This is a genomic window from Paenibacillus sp. Soil724D2, assembly GCF_001427935.1.
Taxonomy (GTDB): Bacteria; Bacillota; Bacilli; order Paenibacillales; family NBRC-103111; genus Paenibacillus_E.
Genome location: NZ_LMRY01000006.1, coordinates 283,122 through 304,931 on the forward strand (window position 1 = coordinate 283,122; position 21,810 = coordinate 304,931).

General features: G+C 45.9%; 17 protein-coding genes. 6 read left to right on the forward strand and 11 right to left on the reverse strand.

Annotated features, from left to right (window positions below; all coding sequences use genetic code 11):
* Positions 1-15: 15 nt before the first annotated feature.
* The 4 genes from ASG85_RS08600 to ASG85_RS08615 form a co-directional block, all read right to left on the reverse strand.
* Positions 16-1,026, reverse strand: a complete 1,011-nt coding sequence (locus ASG85_RS08600) for a CapA family protein (protein ID WP_235550099.1) — start codon at positions 1,024-1,026, stop codon at positions 16-18.
* A gap of 1,014 nt (positions 1,027-2,040) precedes the next feature.
* Positions 2,041-2,577: an alkaline phosphatase family protein gene (locus tag ASG85_RS08605; protein WP_060645955.1), complete on the reverse strand. Its 537-nt coding sequence runs from the start codon at positions 2,575-2,577 to the stop codon at positions 2,041-2,043.
* Positions 2,578-2,595: 18 nt separating this feature from the next.
* Complete coding sequence (locus ASG85_RS36845; RefSeq protein WP_060645956.1) at positions 2,596-2,877, reverse strand: hypothetical protein; 282 nt, start codon at positions 2,875-2,877, stop codon at positions 2,596-2,598.
* A 22-nt stretch (positions 2,878-2,899) separates the two neighbouring features.
* Positions 2,900-4,660 carry a glycoside hydrolase family 35 protein gene (locus tag ASG85_RS08615; RefSeq protein WP_060645957.1) on the reverse strand — a complete coding sequence of 587 codons (1,761 nt, stop codon included), beginning with the start codon at positions 4,658-4,660 and terminating at the stop codon, positions 2,900-2,902.
* Positions 4,661-4,822: 162 nt separating this feature from the next.
* On the opposite strand from ASG85_RS08615, the gene ASG85_RS08620 reads away from it, so the two are divergent.
* Positions 4,823-5,743, forward strand: a complete 921-nt coding sequence (locus tag ASG85_RS08620; RefSeq protein WP_060645958.1) for a response regulator transcription factor — start codon at positions 4,823-4,825, stop codon at positions 5,741-5,743.
* A gap of 316 nt (positions 5,744-6,059) precedes the next feature.
* Here the strand turns inward: ASG85_RS08620 and ASG85_RS08625 are convergent, their stop codons facing one another.
* The 7 genes from ASG85_RS08625 to ASG85_RS08655 all read right to left on the reverse strand — a co-directional run bounded on the left by ASG85_RS08625 (position 6,060) and on the right by ASG85_RS08655 (position 15,957).
* A complete protein-coding gene (locus ASG85_RS08625; protein WP_060645959.1) occupies positions 6,060-7,010 on the reverse strand; it encodes a copper amine oxidase N-terminal domain-containing protein in 951 nt (316 codons plus the stop codon).
* 134 nt (positions 7,011-7,144) lie between these two features.
* Positions 7,145-9,424, reverse strand: coding sequence for a helix-turn-helix domain-containing protein (locus tag ASG85_RS08630; RefSeq protein WP_060645960.1), 2,280 nt, complete (start codon positions 9,422-9,424; stop codon positions 7,145-7,147).
* Positions 9,425-9,598: 174 nt separating this feature from the next.
* The gene (locus ASG85_RS08635; protein ID WP_060645961.1) at positions 9,599-10,477 is read right to left on the reverse strand and encodes a carbohydrate ABC transporter permease; all 879 of its coding nucleotides are present in this window, start codon (positions 10,475-10,477) and stop codon (positions 9,599-9,601) included.
* 55 nt (positions 10,478-10,532) lie between these two features.
* Positions 10,533-11,450 (reverse strand): ABC transporter permease, encoded by a 918-nt coding sequence (locus ASG85_RS08640; protein WP_057304127.1) that lies wholly within the window; start codon positions 11,448-11,450, stop codon positions 10,533-10,535.
* A gap of 57 nt (positions 11,451-11,507) precedes the next feature.
* A complete protein-coding gene (locus tag ASG85_RS08645; RefSeq protein ID WP_060645962.1) occupies positions 11,508-13,151 on the reverse strand; it encodes a hypothetical protein in 1,644 nt (547 codons plus the stop codon).
* 240 nt (positions 13,152-13,391) lie between these two features.
* A complete protein-coding gene (locus tag ASG85_RS08650; protein ID WP_057304125.1) occupies positions 13,392-14,162 on the reverse strand; it encodes a DeoR/GlpR family DNA-binding transcription regulator in 771 nt (256 codons plus the stop codon).
* A 145-nt stretch (positions 14,163-14,307) separates the two neighbouring features.
* A complete protein-coding gene (locus tag ASG85_RS08655; protein ID WP_060645963.1) occupies positions 14,308-15,957 on the reverse strand; it encodes a DUF4091 domain-containing protein in 1,650 nt (549 codons plus the stop codon).
* A 292-nt stretch (positions 15,958-16,249) separates the two neighbouring features.
* Here ASG85_RS08655 and ASG85_RS08660 point away from each other — a divergent pair, with 292 nt between their 5' ends.
* The 5 genes from ASG85_RS08660 to ASG85_RS08680 all read left to right on the forward strand — a co-directional run bounded on the left by ASG85_RS08660 (position 16,250) and on the right by ASG85_RS08680 (position 21,697).
* On the forward strand, positions 16,250-17,197 hold the full coding sequence (locus tag ASG85_RS08660; RefSeq protein WP_060645964.1) for a metallophosphoesterase family protein: 948 nt from the start codon (positions 16,250-16,252) through the stop codon (positions 17,195-17,197).
* A gap of 27 nt (positions 17,198-17,224) precedes the next feature.
* Positions 17,225-18,076: a DMT family transporter gene (locus ASG85_RS08665; RefSeq protein WP_060645965.1), complete on the forward strand. Its 852-nt coding sequence runs from the start codon at positions 17,225-17,227 to the stop codon at positions 18,074-18,076.
* An 89-nt stretch (positions 18,077-18,165) separates the two neighbouring features.
* On the forward strand, positions 18,166-18,753 hold the full coding sequence (locus tag ASG85_RS08670; RefSeq protein WP_060645966.1) for a TetR/AcrR family transcriptional regulator: 588 nt from the start codon (positions 18,166-18,168) through the stop codon (positions 18,751-18,753).
* A 65-nt stretch (positions 18,754-18,818) separates the two neighbouring features.
* Complete coding sequence (locus ASG85_RS08675; protein ID WP_060645967.1) at positions 18,819-20,237, forward strand: MFS transporter; 1,419 nt, start codon at positions 18,819-18,821, stop codon at positions 20,235-20,237.
* Between the two features lie 245 nt (positions 20,238-20,482).
* Complete coding sequence (locus tag ASG85_RS08680) at positions 20,483-21,697, forward strand: response regulator (protein WP_060645968.1); 1,215 nt, start codon at positions 20,483-20,485, stop codon at positions 21,695-21,697.
* Positions 21,698-21,810 lie beyond the last annotated feature (113 nt).

Sequence of the window (21,810 nt, forward strand, 5' to 3'; positions counted from 1 at the left end):
CGGAGAGGCACTTTGTTATGTCCGAAGTATGGAGTTTAAAAAATCTCCCTTTTGATGTTTATCTAATGGAACAACTGTAAACGTAGTCTTATCCGCTTTCCTTTTCTCCACTTTCGTTGGTATTTGGTCGATTTTAAGAACATCTATGACACCACTTTCACTTTTAGTTAGAGTCAAAGACAAAATCATACCTCGAGTCGTATTCTCACTTTTTGTCAGCTTCGACGATACGAAGTTACCTAAGGAGGAAGCCGCGACTCGATTACGCACCTTACCATCATTGTCTTTCACTACAGTCTGAGTTATCGGGTGCAGCACATGCGGATGTGAGCCTAAGACTACGTTAACGCCTTGTTTAAAAAGGAACTGCATCAATTGCTTCTGATCTCTGCTCGGATACGTCTGATACTCTTTCCCAAAATGTAAGCATACTATGATGAAATCGGTTTTGTTTTTCAATTGACGGATATCTGCCATCATTTTTTTTCGATCGAATGGGCTTACCATCCAACGATGAGGAACAGGTATGGCATTCGTCCCTTTGGTATAGGCCAAAATGCCAATATTCACCCCTTTTACATGCATTATCAGATGCTGTTTAGCTTCATCAAGGGAACGAGAGGTACCCGTATGCTTGAGCCCGTGTTGATCGAGGACCTTTAACGTTCGCTTTAAGCCAACTACACCACCATCCATACAATGATTATTGGAAGTTGTTAATACATGAAACCCTGCGTTTTTCAGCGTTGCTGCCAATGCATCCGGGCAATTGAATACAGGATACCCGGTTCTCGGATTCCTCCGTTCCATTGGACAATTACATTTGGGGCGGATTCCCATCCTGCCCAATTGCCTGTTCCCAGAGAAGGTCGTCTCCAGATTACCAATCGTTAGATCGTGGTTCATTAGATAAGGTTTAATGGGTTCAAAAATAGAATCAAACGAATATCCGTCTCCTTGTTTCGCAGAGTCAATGATTTCACTTTTCATTAACAAATCTCCGACAGCGGCGATCGTTATTTGCACCAACGCATTCCCTCCTCTCATGAGCACATTATTCGATGAAAGGGGTTGTTGATTGCAAAATAGGCTGGGCTTTGGAGCCCACGCAGGTTGGGAGAAGCGCTACTAGGAGTTGGAGTTGGGTGCTGGTGCTGGTGCCGAGTGCTGAGTGCTGGTGTTGGTGTTGCCCCACCGTTGCATTAGATATAGTGATGTTAATCATCGTTAAATATGGCGATTCCTCTTTCACACACACTTTAACAATGAAAAACATCACTATGGAGCGGAAATCGGACTAATTAGCTTGATTCCGCATCATCTAACGATGTTTTATATCGTTAACGGAACACATTCCCGCCTCGTTCAAACTATAGTNGGAGCGGAAATCGGACTAATTAGCTTGATTCCGCATCATCTAACGATGTTTTATATCGTTAACGGAACACATTCCCGCCTCGTTCAAACTATAGTGATGAAAAACATCACTATGGAACGGAAATCGGACTAATTAGCTTGATTCCACATCATCTAACGATGTTTTATATCGTTAACGGAACACATTCCCRCCTCGTTCAAACTATAGTGATGAAAAACATCCTTACGGAGCGGAAATCGGACTAATTAGCTTGATTCCGCATCATCTAACGATGTTTTATATCGTTAACGGAACACATTCCCGCCTCGTTCAAACTATAGTGATGAAAAACATCNGGAGCGGAAATCGGACTAATTAGCTTGATTCCGCATCATCTAACGATGTTTTATATCGTTAACGGAACACATTCCCGCCTCGTTCAAACTATAGTGATGAAAAACATCCTTACGGAGCGGAAATCCTACAACCCGGCCAGCGTAGCCAGTTCCGACGTCACACACATCACCAAAAGCCAGTTTGCGATTTCCGTTCTCCATGATAAAAAGAAGAACCTCCATTCCACTTGAAGTGGATTTGGAGGTTCCTCACGAAAAATTTGAGACTGACTCATTCGCGCTGAATCCATACGGCGTCTTGCTAGCTCCAGTCGTTGTGCCTTATCTTTAGCGCTGCCCCGATTTCACCAGCAATCCGCTCGGAAGCTTGGCATCCCAATTACCGGGGAGTGGCAGGCCCAGCGCAGACAGCGCAACGGCAGCCGTGTCCATAATAGTCAGGCCAGCCAAGTCAGCCTCTGAGTGAACGCCAGGACCACGGCAGCCCCAGAAAATCGTCATGTCTTTCGGATGATCGCTGCCATGATTGAAAGCATCCAAGCCCCCGCCGCCATGATCCGTCGTTACGATAATCAGACTGTTTTCCAGCATTCCTGCATCTAAAATGGCTTTACTGATCTCACCGATTTGATTATCTGCATGTATGATCGCCTTTAGGTACTCCTCGGAGCCATACCCATGCCGATGGCCGGCAGCATCCACATCATCCAACTGAACGAACAGCAGCTCAAAATCCGGATTGTTACGGATATACGCGGCAATGGCAGGAACCAATTCATCATCCGGTGCAGCGTATTTATAAACCGCATCGTTCTCTTCAATGATCCCTGTCTGAATTGGTTTCCATGAGACGAAGGAAGCCATCCTACTGTTATGTTTGGCTTAACTTATGATTTGAAATATGGAAGGCGCTGCCGAGGCTACTGGGTAGTTCCGTTCCATTTTAATATTCAAATGGGACTCATGCCTCTCCGGCGTTACGCCATGCAGCAGTGAACCCCAACATTCCCCGCTATTGGAGGGAAATACGGTTTGCGCATGATCCGTTTTAGCTCCTCCCAGGAGGAGTACATCGATATACGGCGTATCCGCTTCGCTGACGAATGCCCCCGCTCCATCTATACCAAGAATGATGACTCTTTTGATCGCCATTGTAGATGCCATTGTCAATCCCTCCGATTACGAGTTATCCCAAATCCGGCTTATCCGTCAGTTCAATGACCGGGTTCTCCGTATGATGTAATTCAAATACGATAATTTCATTGCGTCCAATTCGCAGTAATGGCGCCGGCAGATACAACGTTTGCTGCGGCCCTTTCTCCCAATAACGACCCAAGTTAAACCCGTTAATCCAGACTACGCCTTTCGACCAGCTGTCTAAACGAACGAATGTGTCCCCCGATTCTTCCACGGTGAATTCCCCTCGATAAAAGGCAGGACGATCATTCCTTTCACTCACCTCAGCGGTGCGTCCAAACGGAATCGCCGTCAGGTCGTCCAGTGGGAGTGGATATATTGTCCAATCAAACAAGAACTGATTGTTCATCCTTACACCCTCTGTAATGCCTTTATAGTCCTTTAATTTAGGACCATAATTAACGCGTCCCATGTTCTCGACCACAATGTCCAGCTTCGCGCCTTGAGCGGGAATGTCCATCGGGAGTGGACGCGAGTCCCATCTTTCCACCGTGCCTTGGTAGACACCGTCTAAGAAGACTTGCGCACGGTCATGTACCTCCTGCAGGTGCAGCTTTTCACCGGTACGTGGCCCAGATACATGCGTGGAATAAACTATGAATCCATAGCTTTGGCCCAGCTTTTCCATCGGCACTGGATAAGTGCTCTTAACGGGCTCAGTGAGATGCGACAAATGGTCAAGCATATCTGCTTTTTCAGTCAACGTGATACGACCGTAGCCTTTCTTCTTAATTGGTGCTGGCCATTCCGGAAAATCCTTAACATCTTTGCCTAGAAAACCTGCAATCACGCTGCGGACAGCTCTATATTTCTCCGTCTCATCTCCGCATTCGGACAAAGGCGAATCATAGTCGTAGCTGGTGATTGTCGCTTCATATTTATCATGATAATTCGCTCCATTGTAGAAGCCGAAGTTCGTCCCGCCGTGGAACATGTAGAAATTCACTGAGGCGCCAGCGCGAAGCATTCGGTCGAATACGTCTGCAACATCGCCCGCTTCACGTGTGTGGTGAGGCTTCAACCAGTGATCAAACCAACCGTTCCAGTACTCCATGCAAAAGAGCGGCTCATCAACACGGTATTCGCGAAACTTATCGAAAGCTTCCTCCGGTTTAGAACCGAAGTTCACCGTGGCAAGCGTGCCTGGAACCGTCCCGCCTTGCAGCATGCCGTCCTCCGGACCGTCAGACGTAAACAGCATAACATCTACACCGCGCTTGATGAGTCCATCCCGCAAATACGTTAAATACGCTGTGTCATTGCCGTAGCTGCCATATTCATTTTCAATCTGCATCGCAATGATGGGTCCACCATTCGTGCTAAGCAGTGGGACCAATAGAGGGATCAGCGTGTCATAGTAACGGTCAACTTTCTCCAAATAAGACCGATCCATGCAGCGAAGCCGCATTTCTGGATATTTCAACAGCCATGCTGGTAATCCGCCAAACTCCCACTCCGCACAGATATAAGGGCTCGGTCGCAAAATCACATGCAGCCCCAGCTCGCCAGCCTTCCGGATGAATCGCTCCACGTCTGCAACGCCAGCGAAATTAAAAACATTTTCCTCGGGTTCATGCAAATTCCAAGGCATATACGTCTCCACGGTATTAAACCCGCAGGCTTTAAGCTTGATTAAACGATCTTCCCAATAGTCAGGTACGACACGAAAATAATGGATAGCTCCAGATATGAGTTGAATAGGCTTCCCATCTAATAGAAACTGCTTATTTTGGGCTTGTAAATTGGCCACGGTTATCCCTCCGACGAATGATTGCGATAGTGTATGAATGATCTAATCATCGCTGAAAAGGCGGTCAATCCTCAATCTCCAAATGGAGCATTTTCTATACCAAATGTGCCAATTGAGTGATATGATTGAATGTACAGAGATGATGTACGGAGGGAGCTCTTCATGGAAGATTTGTACCGTTTTCCGAATATGATCAATACCTTACAAGTCGTAGGATGTCATTTTGGCTTAAAGCCCCCGGGATGGCACTACCCTCGGCATCATCATCATTTGTTTGAGCTGCTTTACTGCTCGGAGGGTGAAGTTGTGCAAGAAATGAACCGCGAATCGATTACGATGCGGCAAGGAGACTGGCTGCTGATCAAATCCGGCGTCAGGCATCAATCTTCGAATTTGGCTTCTGTAGATTATGGCTACTTTAATGTGCATTTCGATCTCGATGATCCCGAAATACGCAGCCTGCTCTCGACTACTCCTTATCGGCACATCCATCATCAGGATGCGGAGCAAAGCAAGCTTCAGTTCTACTTGAGCGAATTAGAGGCCGTCATGCATCGCAATCGGTCGAAGGATACTGATGAGCAAGAGCAGCAACCCTATTTGCGCTTCGAGGATAAGCTGCTGCTGCATTCCTACACCCTGCTTATCATCCATGATGTACTTCGTTTACTGCGCGAACACGATTCATCGCACAAACAAAAACATGCACAAACGGTGAACAAAAACGCCTCCTTGTTCACCGCGGATGTTGCCCATGCCATTGAAGAGAAGCTGTCGCTCGGTCTCTGCGAGGAGGCGTCCGTCGCGGGGGTTGCGAAAGAGCTGAATCTGAGCCGCAGTCAGTGCAGCAAACTCTTCTCCAAGGTGTACGGACTATCACCGCGTCAGTATATCAGCCGGCAAAAGCTTAACCTAGCCAAAGAGCTGCTCGTCACAACCAATTTGCCGATGACAGACATTGCGGAGAAGCTCGGCTTCCATTCGGCCAGCCACTTCTCGCGGCAATTCCGGCGCTGGACCGGCCTGTCGCCAAGTGAATTCAAACCGAAGCATCATGCCACGCAGCAGCCGCTTGGACTTTAGCGGAACTAGGAGTCGCTATTTTGGCGAAAACCACTCAAATACTACGTTACGCGGAACCACAGGACGTTATTTTGTTATTTTTGCCTCCGGATCTCACCTTTTTCAGCAAATAACGTATCCACGTTCCGCTAATCCTATTTTCAACGTGTTTATCACGAAATAACGCATCGTGGTTCCCCTTCATCTGTATAAAGGGGATTTTACAACCTGCTTGTCCATCCGGTTCTTCATAATAAAAACGCCCGCAAACCTCGAAGGTTGCGGGCGTCTCGCGTACCGTACTCCTGTGTTCCGGTTTGCAGGCGCTCTCTTGTACTTACTCCTGTGCCGCGCCTTGGTCCGGCGTTTGTTCTTCAACCTCGTTAATCACGACGCTTTGTGATTCTGGTTCCCACTGCACATCGGCTTTCAGCGCTTCACTAATGAAGCGACCCGGCACCATCGTGGACCCATTGTAGACTTCTCCGGCCACTTCTAGATCGACGGCTTGTCCATTCACAAAGGCTTTACGAACACCTATCACAAGCTTCACTGTGACACCATCTTTCACTACGGTAACCGAGTTATCTTCTGGATTCCAAGTAACGGTAGCCTGTAAGGCTTCAGCAATCGCTCGGAAAGGAACTAATGTGTTCCCCTCTTTAATAAATGGCGGGACTTCAAAGTTAGGTTCAATGCCATTGACAAACGCTTTAACACCTAATTTGCCTCTCTTACCATTCAGTGCTCCAAGCTTTTTATATACAGTCAGGTTCGTAGAGTCTGATTTAATCACTTCTGTTTGAATCTCTGCAGCTATATCCAAATCCCCGTTATTCTCAGCTTCAATGGCTGAGTCCGCGAGAATTGAACCAATATCTGCCGTATCACTTAGCTGTAAATTGTACTTTTCCAATAGTTTGGAAATGATGGCACCTGCAGGGCGATCTTTGACATTTTCGTACGCGTTTTGTAAACCTTTATACCCCATATGACCATGAGAACCGTAGGTAGATGAAGTCACCGTTTCATGTTCCCCAAAATCCTTCTTTCTTTTTTCCTTTTCTTCTTTTTCCTTTTTCTCCTTCAACTTCACATCCACTTGATCATTAGAACTTGTACTTGGTTTAGAACTTGATTTAGAACTTGAACTTGAATCTGTACTTGAACTTGTACTCGAACTAGATTGATCCGAACCTTTATCATGCTTAGGCTCTGCATATGCCGCAGAACTTAACAAACTACCCAGAACTGCTATCGAAACCACAATGTTAAGTTTCCATTTCATGCTTTACACGCTCCCAGAATAATTTGTCGTTTTTTGTTAGTTTACTCATTATAGCCAATAAACGGACAACATTCTGTATCACAGCACACAAAATGGCACTTTAATTTTTGCCTTATTCTTGCCTCTTTCCAGCATTATTCACCTTTCCTGAACTGCCCCGGTGTAATCCCCTCATAGCGTTTAAACACTCTGATGAAGGTATTACTGTTCGAAAAGCCGACCTTTTGTGTAATATCCGTAATCGTATCATCGGTCTCCGTCATCAACTGCTTAGCCAGCTGGACACGCTGTTTATTAACGTAATCAATAAACGTTTCCCCAGACTGCTCCTTGATGAACCGCGATAAATACGGCGCATTCACTTCAAACTTCAGAGACAGCGAGGTCAGGCTCAAATCCATATCCGCCAAATGCTCATCAATATAACTCAGCACTTGATCCTTCAGATTCGTATTATGACTTTTCTTCTTGGAATCGACGTAGTCACAGACGGTTTTCAAAAACTTATAAATTTCATCTTCAATTTCCACAAAGGACTCGCACTGGGTCAATTGTTTAATGAGCGCATGCTTCTCTACCGCAAGTTCATTAGGACCCTGATCAAGATGCTCGATAGCCTTCAAGATCGTGCCGATCAGTTCAAACATGAGAAGCTTGCCGAGCTGCAGTGACAACGTGCCGTCCGACACATTCGTTACGATCAGTTCACTGACGGCCTCCATGGCCTCCTCGTACTGCCCGGTTCGAATATGATTAATCAGCTGCCGCTCCATATCCAGCGGGTAATACAACTCATTCTTCGGTCGTTTGATCCGATCAAACGGTATAATTTGGCTTGGACCAATGACGAATTTATATTCCAGCGCCTCCAGCGCCTCATCGAACCCATGGGGTATTCCGGTTAAAAGAGGATGAATATCACTGATTCCTATCGTCAGCTGAATATAAAATTTCCCCTGAATAATCGTCTGCGCCTCTTGCGCAATCTCAATCAATTCCTGCTTCGTCCGAACTTCATCGTCATTCTGAATATTAACTAGAAAAGCGATCATACCGTCCACCTCGGTCGTGAACACGGTATGTTTTCGGCCAATCAGCTCTTCCGTAATGTTCGTCACAATATAATAGACATACTGTAATTTGGACTCCGCATCACGTGACCCGCTATCAGCAAACAAAGCCTCATAATCGCCAATATGAAACAGCAATACGGCAAAACGGTTCGTCTCGAACCGCAGGTCAAACGATTCCATCGATTGCGCGAGTGCAGAACCGCTCTCGACTCTGCCTTTGAGCAGCCGTGCCAGAAAATGGCTGCGCAGCACGTCTTGCTGCTTCTGAATAGTTCGGTTTGCCGTAACCTGCAAAGCTTCATTTTCCGACATGAAGGACTGGAGCAATGAGAATTCATTCCCAATCCCTTCGAGATTGGACTTCACCTTCGGAGAAACCAAATCCACCATGCGGCGGATCGGCATATAATGTCTTCGCGTCAGCCAAATGGACATCGGACCTCCGACAAAAATACACAGAAATAAGCCCGCATAAATCCAACTGCGCAATTGACTTACTTTGGCTGAATAAATTTTCGTAGGAACGATGGAAACATACTTCCACTCATTTTCAACCGAGGAAACGTAAGAAACCGTCACCTCTTCCTTACCCCATTTTTGACTAAATGAGCCTTCCGCTGAGCGAATCTGCTTAAAATCAATATCGGATACATGATCCGATTCTCCTGCCGTCATCAGCAGCTTATTGGTGGAATCGAGTATCAACACGCTGCCTGCTTGGGCAATCTGGATATTCGAGATGGCCGCTTTCAAGCGTTCTGCATTCAGCATGACAACAAGTGTTGCCGGCGCTTCGCTGGCATTCTGAATCGGCAGTGATTGCATGTACACCATGTCATCGTCAGCGAATTGAAGGAAATTTCCATAGTAGATTTTCTCCATACTGTCGCTCCACTGCTTCATGGTGATGCCTTTATTTCCTGCGTGGAGCAATTGGAAAAGGAGCTCATCTTGATTCATTGTCGATGTCGTAACCCCGAAATGCCCTTTTTTCATATATACATATAAATCGTTAATATCCCCATTCGAGGCGGCATAAGAACGAAGCGAAGTGATCAAATCCAGTGTATCGATCTTGACTTGTGAATTGTTGAAATCAGCTTGATTAACATACTTAATGACTTTAGGATCCAGGGAAAGCTGGAGACCCATCCGCTTAATATCTTTGAACTGATTGTCTAGTGATTGCTTCACCTGGTTAAGCAGCGCTTTGTTGGATCGAATGACCTCCGAGCTCAATAAATGCTGCGACTGAAAAAGAACCAACATCGTGATGACGATGGGAATACATAGAATGGTTAAGTTCGAGTAAAGCCAAAATAAAAATACGCTCCGCTTCACAAAGATGTCCTCCCTTACTCATGCTGTATGCAGTATTATCCCATCTTCATCCGCTCAAGTACAATCTACGATTTTTGTATCATCATCATTTTTATTGATTCCCTCACAGAATGTGGAAAAAACCAAATATCCCGCCCTCTTTTTGAAGATCCAAAAAGAGAACAGGCCTGGTCGTTATTCTTTGAGCGCGCCAACCATGACGCCTTTCACAAAATATTTCTGTAAAAAAGGATAGGCAATCAGAATCGGCAATGTAGCCACCATGATCGTTGCGTATTTAATACTTTCCCCAATCGCTTGCGTGTCGTTCGCATTCCCCGTTCCAGTAGTCATCGAATCCGTGCTGTTTTGCACCAGAATTTCTCGAAGAATCAGCTGCAGCGGGAACATCTCCCGATCGTGAAGGAACAGCATCGCATTAAACCAGGAATTCCAGTGAGCTACACCATAATAGAGCACCATAACGGCAATTACAGGCATGGACAGCGGCACTACAATCTGGAACAAAATGCGCCATTCACCTGCACCATCAATCTTAGCGGATTCCATCAAGCCCTCAGGGATCGCTTCGAACGAAGTTCGCATAATAATCAAGTTCCAAGTGCTGATCGCCACGGGTAAGATGAGGGCAAGGTAGCTATTTCCCATATGCAGATAGTTGTTGATTAACAAATACGTCGGAATCAATCCGCCGCTGAAATACATCGTGAACACGATGCAGATCATCAAGAATTTCCGCATCACGAACTTTCTGGACAGCGCGTAGGCCCCAAGCGTAGTAAAAAACAGATTAACCGCCGTACCCACAATCAAGATGAGCAAAGTATTCCCATACCCCGTCAAAATGTTGGGATTCGCAATCACTTTCTGAAAAGCACTGAGGTTAAACCCCATAGGTTTCAATAACAAGCCGGAGTGCTGGATTAGCAAATTGGAATCGCTGATAGAAGCCATCAAGACATAGTAGAACGGGTACAACGTACAGACGATAAGCAATATCATCAGAATCGCATTACCGATATCGAATAGTCGCTCAGTTGCGCTTAATTTCATTGTTGGTTCCTCCTGAGAGCTTTTCGTAAGAAAAAGCTGACGTCGTAAGCATAGGCTACCACAACCGGCTGCCGGAGAATCGGCGGGATAAGCTGTTAGCGCTAATTAATAAAACGAAGTTGATCATGGATTGAAATAGCCCCACGGCCGTTGTATAGCTGTAATCATTCCCTTGTGCCAGCCCTTCACGATAAACAAAGGACGAAATCACATCCGCCGTTTCATACGTATTTGGGTTATATAGCAGAACGACCTTCTCGAAGCCGACCTCCATCAATCCGCCAATTCGAAGAATGAGTAAAATCATAATCGTTGGAATGAGACCGGGAAGCGTTACACTCCAGATTTGGCGGAACCTTCCTGCCCCATCAACGCGAACAGCTTCGTACAACTCCGGGTTGATCCCGCTAAGCGCGGCCAAATAAATGATGGATGACCAACCGAGTTCTTGCCAAACGGACGTACTGACGAAAATGGTACGGAAATTCTCTGCATTATTCATAAGGGCTGAATCTTGCCCGCCAAAGAACATAATGATGGAGTTCACAATACCTCCACGGTTCGTGAAGTCGATGATTAACCCTGAAATGACCACAATCGAGATGAAATGCGGCAAGTAGGAAACCGTCTGCACTATCGATTTAAAAAACTTCTGGCGAAGTTCATTCAAAAGGATTGCAAGAATAATCGGTGCTGGAAAGCCGAATATCAAGTTATAAAAGCTGATCAGAAACGTATTGCGCAGCACGCGGATAAAATAATAGCTTTGAAAGAAATCTTTGAAATGTTGAAAGCCTACCCAATCGCTGCCCCAAATGCCTTTCGCAGGACTAAAATCCTTGAAGGCGATCACTGCGCCATACATCGGGAAATATTTAAAAATGAAGAAGTACAGCACAACCGGCAGCACCATCAGGTAGATCGCGCGATTTTTTCTTATGTCATCTAGTAAAACCCGAATGGAATTAGCCATGTTCTCACTTCCTTATACGTGTGATGAAAAAGGGGAGGCTGGCTCCCCTCGAGCTTTTTAGCGTTTGTTGTAACGATCTGTTGCCGCTTGGTAGATCTCCACAGCACGGTCCATATTCATCTTTTTCACTTGCTCTACCGTTTTATCGTAATCTTCAACTTTTGCGGCACCCATTACAATTTTGGTAATTTGCTCCGTCAATAGCGTGCTCACATCGTTCAAAATTTTCGCTGACTCCTTCGCTTCATCCGTAGACAAAACCACTGGCGGCAGAATCACTTTATAGGCATTATTCGCATACTTAGCGTATAGTTTTACAGCATCTTTTTGTGCAGGTAATTGATAATACTGATCATTGTAACGGTCATCATCCAAACCGGAGAAGCCGTAGTTGGCAATAAAATATTTAGCCATCGCTTGACTGATTGGCAGGTTGTCCGGATTTTTCAAAATAAGGTCCGTGTACTTCGGTTGACCGTCTACTTTCGTGTATGTTTGACCATCGATACCGAAGTTTTTGAGCATTGCGCCTTCCTCGCTATACAGATAGTCCAAAGCTTTTATAGTTTCTGCCGCGTGCTTGTTCGCACTCGTAATAACCGTCCCAATGTTGTCGTATTCCCATGACGCTTGCACAAATTTAGGCTCGTCGCCCTTTTTCAAAACCGGATATTGGACAGCAGAAAGCTTCGCTTTCGGGTCTGTTTTCTGCAGCGCCGGTGTATACGTACCGATACTTCCGCCGATGAAACCGTAGAACGCTCCCGCTTTGCCTGATGTTACTTTTGCATCCATCGTTTTGGTGTCATTGGAAGCGAAGTCTGGATCGATCAGACCTTCCTTGTACCATCTTTGCATTGTCGTCAAATATTGTTTGAACTCTGGCTGTGTAGGTCCGAATTTCACTTTGCCATTATCGATATAGAAGCTGTTCGCATTGGCAATCGTCGACATACCCGCAACACCGTATGCGCCTGCGAAGTCAGCAAATGACATCGGATAGGATTTGTTCAATGTGAATGGGATAGCGCCTTTCTTCTCTTTGAACGCTTTGAGCACCGTTTCCCACTCATCAATCGTTTCAGGCGATTTCAGTCCGAGCTCATCCAGCCAATCCTGCCGAATGACCATGCCGCTGAATGTTTTGTATTGACCGTATTGTCCTACCTTCAAGTGAGGCATCGCGTAAATATCACCGTTATCTGCCTTGATTTGTTTGGCGATCTGAGGGTTAGCGTCCATAATTTTCTTCAAATTCGGAGCATTCTTTTCTATTAAATCATTCAGTTTAATAATCGTGCCGTCTTTGAACATTTTGGAGGTTCCGCCCTGCACGCTGTTCCAATTCCACAGCATCGAATCCGGCAAATTATTAGAAGCAACCATGACACCGTATTGCTGAACATCATCTTGCGGTGTGTTTCCAGAAGAATGTTGGAAGTCAAACGTTACGTTTGTTTTCTTGGCCCACTCTTTCACCATAGGCAGCTCGTTCAAGCTTTTGACGACTGCTTTCGCGTTCGGATTCATCGGTGTCCATAATGTCACCTTCACAGGATCTTTAGAAACTGATGACGCTGGCGCTGTGCTGTCCTTAGCAGCATCCTTTGTAGATCCAGCGTTTCCGCAAGCGGTTGCAAGCGTTAATGCAAGAATGGTTGCCGCGATCGGCAGTACTTTTAATTGAGGTCTTCTTTTCATGGTAACACTCCCCTTAAATCGTAGTCCGGCGCTAACGCCGTAAAGCGGATTAGCCCTGTGAAAGAAGCATATCTCACACAAGCTGATGTCGTATATCGTCGATTATTCAATCGTATTGTTTTCTTAGGAATAGACGTCGCTTCTTTTTGTACCATCCTCATTTTTTGAGAATGCCCCTATTTGCAAAGAAAAAATCGCCCTTACACCGCTATGAGAGCCGGTTCGGTGGCGATTTTCCTATTAGTCGCTGATCAGCACTTCAATGCCGAGCGCCTCAAACGTATCGATCCATTCCTTCGAGCAGCCCGGATCGGTAATGAGCATCGAGATTTCCTCGAGCTTTGACACTCTGGCGAATGTAGACATACCGAATTTGGAATGATCCGCAACCAGAATGGCTTCCTCAGCTCGCTGCATCATTTTTCGCGAAATGATGGCTTCAGCCAAATGAAAGTCGGTAATGCCGTCTGCGAGTGAGATGCCTCCAACGGAGATAAACGCTTTGTTCACTTTAAATTGATCCAGCATCTGATCCGTCAGGGAGCCTGTTGCGGCTTGATACTCGACGTTCATTTCCCCGCCAGCGAAGATAATTCTTCCCCGGAACGTTTCCATGGCCAGATTGAGAATCGGAACAGAATGGGTGATCAAGGTTACACTCGTACGATCCTTCAGGTAAGGCAAAATCTCAATCGTCGTCGTGCCGTTATCCAGCATGATCGTTTCGCCGTCTTGGACTAAAGAGGCAGCCAGCTTGCCGATCGCTGTTTTCTCTGACTTCATCATTTGGGTCCGCTTGAGAAAAGGAGGCTCAACAAGCTCCATGCGCATTTTGACAGCGCCTCCGTACACTTTGCGAAGCTTGCCTTCCTTCTCTAGGCGATCTAAGTCCCGCCGCACCGTTTCTGTCGAGACATTAAGCATCTCAGACAGGTGATGCACCTGCACTTTCCCTTCCATCTCCAAATGGTTCAGGATGGTCATCCTGCGGTCTTCGTATGTTAATGACATAATGGCCTCCTAAGGGTTTTCCGTAAGGAAAACTGGCATCGTAAGCATCAGCTATTGACCGATGATATCCACATGGTGATGTTTCATGTTGTTTTCATCCAGTTTATAAGGTGGCGCTTACGATGTCAACGGATCAGCTTCATCCTTAAGCCAGCGATGCTATAAGTTGATTGATCTGCTCACGTTTCTTGATAATCCAGTCGGGTTCATGCGGATAATCGCTGAATGTTAATGGCACAGCAAGATCTTCTTCCATCATAGCAATCGTTTTCTCGCGGCCAATCAAACCTTCTAACCTTTCAAGCGCCCTTACATCTTGCAAAGCTTCATAAAATACAACCATTCGAATAGATTCGATAGGTCCCGTTTCTCCTGGATATACAAGAAAGGCATCCCCAGATGGAAAAGCTCGATCTGCATCCGTTTGGACGAATGGATTCACCATTTTACGTGCATATTGCGAATACCAGAAGTTATACCCCCAGTGTAAAAATCCTCGTATATTAAATTTATATAACTGGAATCCAATGATCCGATTTCTCTCCGAAGGAAAGGCAAAGAATCGATTTGATACTTTCTTGTACTGCGCACAGCAATAATAAGTCCAAAGGTTTTCCACGCCATGGCTAATAAATGAATCGATATGATTGTTGGCAACCACTGGTGTGTTTACAAGTCCATGCGCATAAAATTCATAGTCTGAAAGCGCATCGAACGTAGGATAGCCTTGAAGGAACTGGCTCAACCGTCTACTGGCTGCTCTATACGATTCCAAATTGTCCAAGGTCGGTTCGTCCGAAACGTGGAAAAATACGCGATCCTGAATGCCCTGCTTTTTGATAAACCGATCCAATTCAGGTAAAAATGCCTCTAGGAACTGGCCATATTCTTCTCCAGTTGCGTCAGTTTCCCAACCAAATATTCGATCAAGCTGCCCCTTTAACGTGGCCATGATTTTAGGTGCAAACTGTGCCCCCCATTGCGTAAATAAATGAGAAAACTCAAAATACTCAACCCCGCAGCGTTCTCCAAGCGCTATCCATCTCTCCAGTAAGCGAAAATCAAATCGGTAGCCATTCTCATCACGCTGGACTTCCACTAACTGCACAGTCGTGCGCTCACCGCCAACTTCTGTATCCAATGGGGGTGTGAATAATGGCGTTAAAATCATATTGATCCCTTGTTTGACCGCAGTTTGAACATATTGCTCAATAAGTGTCCAATGTTCTTCGCTGAAGACATTCACGTTGTAATGATTGGCCAAACAATCCGTATGAAACCATTCGGTTCGAATCAACCTTTGCTTGGGCAAAGAACCGCTTAGTATTTGTAAATCGATACGTTCTGTACCCATCCGATTGCCATCAGCAGATAGCAAAATCACATCAATTGGATACACACCCTCTGAATGTTGATCTTTGAGCTCCACCGTTATCCATAGAGAGCTCCAGCTCCCAGGTAAAGCGACCTCACCATTGATATCCAGTGGCATCAACGGATCGGGATATAGACCAGGTTGATCACTGATCACATACCCATCATGATCGCCATAACATGCTAATTCACTTGGCACCAACCCAACTTTTCGTACCGTCATACACTCGGTTAGAGGTGATTCGATTTCGATGCGTATGCCTTTAATAAGCTGCTCCGATCGATAGGCTACCTGAAACGAGTAAATTTCGTTGCTGAACATTGTTGCTCGTTCAAGGAAATAACGGGAATCGAGTTCATGATGAGCGATTACTTTAGCCAAAGAATTCAAGCACCGTAATTCAACCTTTTTATCAGTCATTATGTAGTCTCCTCTTACTTACAATTAATATGTTGATTGATTATAAAGATACGGTTGTTGCTCTGTACCGTATATCGGCATTTCTTGCTTAATCGCTCTTTTTTGTGAAAAAAACTGTCCCTACGAGAACTACAGTCGAAAACGGTTTCATGCTTGCTTTTAATCATTTTATCAAAAAATTTCTTCATTGACAGCAGTGCAAACCAGCGATACAATAGCCAACAAACAACATTATATCACAATGAAACAACATGAATACTACAAAAATACAACTTATAGGGGGACATTTATCGTGCAGCACCAGCTTGCCTTTCGCGAAGATCGAACTTTTACCATCGTCCAGTTCACCGATTTACATTGGGAAAATGGTGGGGATGAGGATCAGCAAACACGTCGTCTAATGGAAGAAGTGCTAGATGCCGAGCATCCTGACCTTGTCGTATTTACAGGCGACGTCATTTATACAGGAAACGGGGCTTCCGGTGAACCTGTTTGCGAGCAACCGCATCAAGCGTTTCGCGATGCCGTTCACACGGCCGAATCTCGCGGTATTCCATGGGCAGTTGTGTTCGGCAACCACGATACAGAAACTACCATCACTAGAGATGAGCTCATGCATACAGTGCTGGAGCATCCCCATACCGTTACCAAGCGAGGACCAGAAGAAATTAACGGTGTCGGCAACTATACGTTGTCCATTTCGGGCTCCGATGGTCAGACTGCTGCCGCTTTGTACTTCTTTGATTCCGGGGATCGTTCTCCGCTGCCGATCCAAGGTTATGATTGGATTCGCAGCAATCAGATCGACTGGTACAGAGAGGAATCCCGTAAGATCCAATCGAGCATAGGGGCGCAGGCATACCCATCCTTGGCTTTCTTTCACATTCCGCTTCCGGAATATAAACAAGTTTGGGAGAATGGGACGTGCTATGGCAACAAATTTGAGAATGTCTGCTGCTCCCCCGTTAACTCAGGACTATTTACAGCCATGGTAGAAATGGGCGATGTCATCGGAACCTTCTGCGGCCACGACCACGTCAACGATTATTGGGGCGAGCTTCACGGAGTACGTCTCTGCTACGGAAGAGCAACAGGCTACAATACCTATGGCAAAGAAGGCTTCCCTCGCGGTGCCAGGATGATTCGACTTCGCGAAGGCCAGCGTTCTTTCGAATCCTGGCTGCGACTGGCTGACGGAACGGTAATCAAGGATCAACCCGAACACAACCCCAACGTTTAACTTCTCTCAAGGTTTGGAGATGATCGCTTGTTTATCGTTTCAATTTTACTAGTCGTAGCTTCAGGTCTTACCCACGCGGTCTGGAGCTTATTCACCAAAAGAAGCCAGAATAAAAGCGTCTTCCTATGGTCCATCATGATGGTAACCACAATCGGACTTCTTCCTTACTTAATCAGAGAGCTGTGGCTTACCCCTTTATCTCTAAAAGCCTACGGATTCTTACTTTTATCTGCGTGTTTGCAAAGCGTTTACTCCCTGTTGTTGGCACGTACCTACAATATGGGCGACCTGTCCCAGGTGTATCCGATTATGCGAGGCACCAGCACGCTCTTCATTCCCATTGGCAGCGTCTTGTTCCTTCGTGAATCCTTATCAATTTATGGTTGGATAGGCCTGCTCTGCATGGTCTTTGGTTTCATCTGGCTTAGCGGTATTTTCACCCGTAATAAGGCATCCGCCGGATCTGTTAAACCGTTCCTTATGGCCCTTAGTGTCGGCCTATGTACGACATGCTACGTTTTTGTTGATCGCATCAACCTTCAGCATGTCTCAGCTATCTCTTTATTGGAGGTTACGAATATCGGGTTCATGGCTGCGCTGACGCCGATTGTACTCGCTTCTAAACAACTTCGCGTCGAATGGAAGCTGAATGCCAAGATCATTTTACTGGGTGCGATCCTCAATCCCGGATCCTATTTGTTATTTTTGTTCGCCATGAAATATGCTCCTGTCGCCCATATCTCACCAATTCGTGAGATTGGCACTGTCTTTGCTACGATTCTGGGCATTGTTGTGCTCAAAGAAAAGCAAGGCACACTACGAATTATTTGCTCGATTCTTATCTTGATCGGCATTCTGATCATTAGCTTTTTTGGCTAAGCAGGATATACACACATTGACTTTATTCCATATCCAGTCTATTATAATGTCAGTGAGTACTGACATTATTGTGGAAGAGGGATAATAACATGGACAGCAACAAGCTGGGAAGCAGCGATAGACTTCTCTTGGCGGCACTCAATTTGATCGCGGCTAAAGGCTACAATGGGGTAACCACCCTTGAAATTGCAACGGAAGCAGGTCTTAGTGAGAAGACCTTGTTTCGTCAATTCGGCAGTAAACAGAAGCTTCTCGAAGCCGCATTTGACCGCTATCATTATGCCGAAGAGATGAAGAAGCTGTTTAGTGAAAAGCTCGTGTGGGATCTGGAAGAGGATCTGCTCCTGGTTAGTAAAACCTACCATGAGATTATGAACCGTAATCGCAAATTGATCCAGATCAGTCTCAAAGAAGAAGGCCAACTGCCCGGATTCCGCGAGCGTACGCATAAGCATCCTCTGCAATTGCTGGACATCTTAACGAATTATTTCATCACAATGTCCGAGAAAGGCAAAATGATTCCAACGAATCCGGAGATGCACGCCTTCTCCTTTATGATGATGAATTTCGGGGCGTTCATGAACGATCTCGATAACCATAAGAATTACGCCACCATTTCATTGGAGCCATTTATTCAAGAGAGCGTAAAGATTTTTGCTAGGGCCTTACAACCCTAGTTTTTTTACAAACCAGATGACAGTCAGTACTGACAGTCAAATTTTAAAAAAAGGATGTGCAACTTATGAGTCTCCAAAGCCAAGAACCTCAGCAAGCCGGCGACAAATTAATGCGTGTTTTGATGTTCACCCTGATTATATCCATGATGAGCGGCATCATGTTCAACATCGTCTTGCCCAAGATTAGTGAAGACTTTTCCCTTACGATTTCCCAGGTCAGCTGGCTCTCTTCTGCCTACATTCTAATCTATGCAATTGGTGCAGTCACCTATGGAAAGCTGGCAGACCGCTATAAGCTGAAAAGTTTGGTTACCTTCGGACTCCTATTATTTACGGCCGGGTCTCTCATCGGGCTGACCTCACAAACATTCGCAATGGCTCTAGTCGGCAGATGTCTGCAAGCATCCGGTGCTGCGGTTATTCCGGCGATTGCGATGATCATCCCCTTGCGTTATTTCGCTCCGGAGCGCAGAGGTGCAGCTCTGGGTATGACTGCGGTAGGCTTGGCTTTTGGTAATGCACTCGGGCCTGTAGTTGCTGCTTTAATCGTTAGCACGGTACACTGGCGCTGGTTATTTGCTGTACCTTTACTTATATTGGCTACCCTCCCTTTTTACCGCAAGTATCTTGGAAATGAACAGCTTGGGACAACAGGGAAATTTGACTGGATTGGCGGGAGTCTGTTAGCCATCACAATAGCCTTATTCCTGCTGAGTGTTACGAAGGGAATTTGGCTTTTGTTAGGCGGCTTACTCACTTTAGGGTTATTCATTGCTCGAATTTGCACGGCTGGGGAGCCCTTTATTGCACCAAAACTCTTTCGAAATCAAAAGTACACACTCGGACTGACCATTTCATTTCTCATCAACGGCACTTGCTGCTCGCTCTATGTACTCAGCCCTCTGCTATTAGCAAATATTCAGAAGTTGCCATCCGTCTGGATCGGCTTCGCAATGGTCCCTGCAGCCGTTGCTTCCGCCGTATTTGGACGTAGAGGCGGTAGACTCGCGGATCTAAAAGGCAACTCGTTCGTCGTTTACGTAGCATCAAGTTTACTGCTGGCTTGCTTTATTTTACTCTCCACTTTTACTGGAGGTTCTCCCTTGTTTATTGCTGTTTTTCTGATTCTTGGCAACGTCGGGCAATCTTTCATTGTCATTGCGATTTCCAATTCGGTTTCAAGAACCTTGCCTATGGAACAAGTTGGCGTCGGGATGGGCATGCTGGCGATGGTCAACTTCATTTCGCAAGGGATCGCTATCGGCGTATACAGTAGAATCGTTGATCTTGGGTCACAAGGCATTCCAAACTGGAATCCCTTATACAACTATTCATCCGGCTTTATTTTCAGCAATATCTGCTTCGTTCTAGCCGCATTGCAACTGGTTATTCTTGCGATTTACTATGTCTCGTTTGGCAGACAGACGCTTAAGAAGACTATGGTCTTGAAGGAGTCCGAAGCAGCTGCTTTATCGAATATTTAGAAGGAATCGACGGAATTAAGAAGGCCCATGCGTAATTGCATGGGCCTTCTTAATTCCATTCTTAGCTTGATGGGCATGGGCCGTTCCCTTTTTAACTAGCCAATGACAGAGTTTTTTTCCGCAGCAGCACCTGGCTTGTTCGGACAAGCTCTAATCATCCATTGCCAAAATCCCGATAGTATTGGTATAACGGGTCAAATGGCACTGAAAAATAATGTAATACATTTTTATGGAGCGTGAAATACATGAAGATTATATTGGTGGATGACGAAGTACTGGTGCTAAATCAGATTCGGCGAATGCTATCTGGGTATTCCTTAATTTCGGTAGTCGGCTCGTTTCAGAATGCGCGAGAGGCTATTGCGCGAATGCCGGAACTTCAGCCGGACGTCATATTTTTCGATATTCATTTACCGGAGCTGTCGGGCATTGATGCAGTGGAATTGGCACAGGCGGGTTGCCCGGGAATCGATATTGTGTTTGTAACGGCATATAACGAATATGCTATCCAAGCGTTCGAACTGGATGCGGTCGATTATTTGCTTAAGCCGCTGCATCAAGCTCGTTTGGATCATACGATAAAGCGACTAATGCAAAGAAGATTGCATAAACAAGAAGACATCCAATCAACGGCGCCTTCCCGTGTTCTCTGTTTTCGATCTCTCCGTTTTCAGAACAGCAGCGGGTCTCCGGAAATTCCGAAATGGCGGACGACAAAAACGCAAGAGCTGTTTGCTTATCTGCTGCACCATCGCGGCAATATCGTCCTCAAGGAAACGCTTCTGGAGCTGCTGTGGCCGGAGCTTGACGTGAAACAGGCGACGAGTCAACTGTACACATCGATTTATCACATCAGACAATGCTTGAAGCAAATGGTCATCGATATCCCCATCCGCAATCTGACTATTCAGGAAGGCTACGTGCTGGACACAAGCCGCATTCGGATTGACGTGGATGAATGGGAGAACGGTTTGCGGCAGGCGAGCGGAGGAAATTTGGCCGACAGTCATTCCGAGCTGCTGCGGCTGCTTGAGCTTTATGAAGGGGACTATTTTCAGGAGTACGGGTTTGGATGGGCGGAGACCGAGCGCGAAAGACTACGGAAGCTATGGTATAAGAACGCCAGTTCGATAGCCCGATTCTATGAGAAAGCCGGATTGCTGGAGGAAGCGCTCGCGATGTACGAACGGATTCAGGATGCGGATCCGTATAACGAAGACAACGGACTTGCGCTGATGAAGCTTTATACGGCAAGCGGACGGCGCAAAGAAGCGGAGAAGCACTTCCGTAAGCTGAATCATCTGTTTTCCAAAGAGCTGCAGATCGGCTTGACCGACAAGCTTGTAGACTGGTTCGAATTAATCGAGAATGAAATTTCCCATGACACAATGAGAGTGACGAAGGAGGACATCGAAACAGAAACTTTGGTAACTATCCATGCCGCTGCGCGGCGCCCCTAACAATGCTTCGCTACAGCTCGTTCGAGCCATTTTCAAAGTAGATCTTGAGGTGCACACTTGGCTTTGAGGAGGAAGGCAATCACATCGTTCGCCTCTCTCCAAGCCAACAGCCT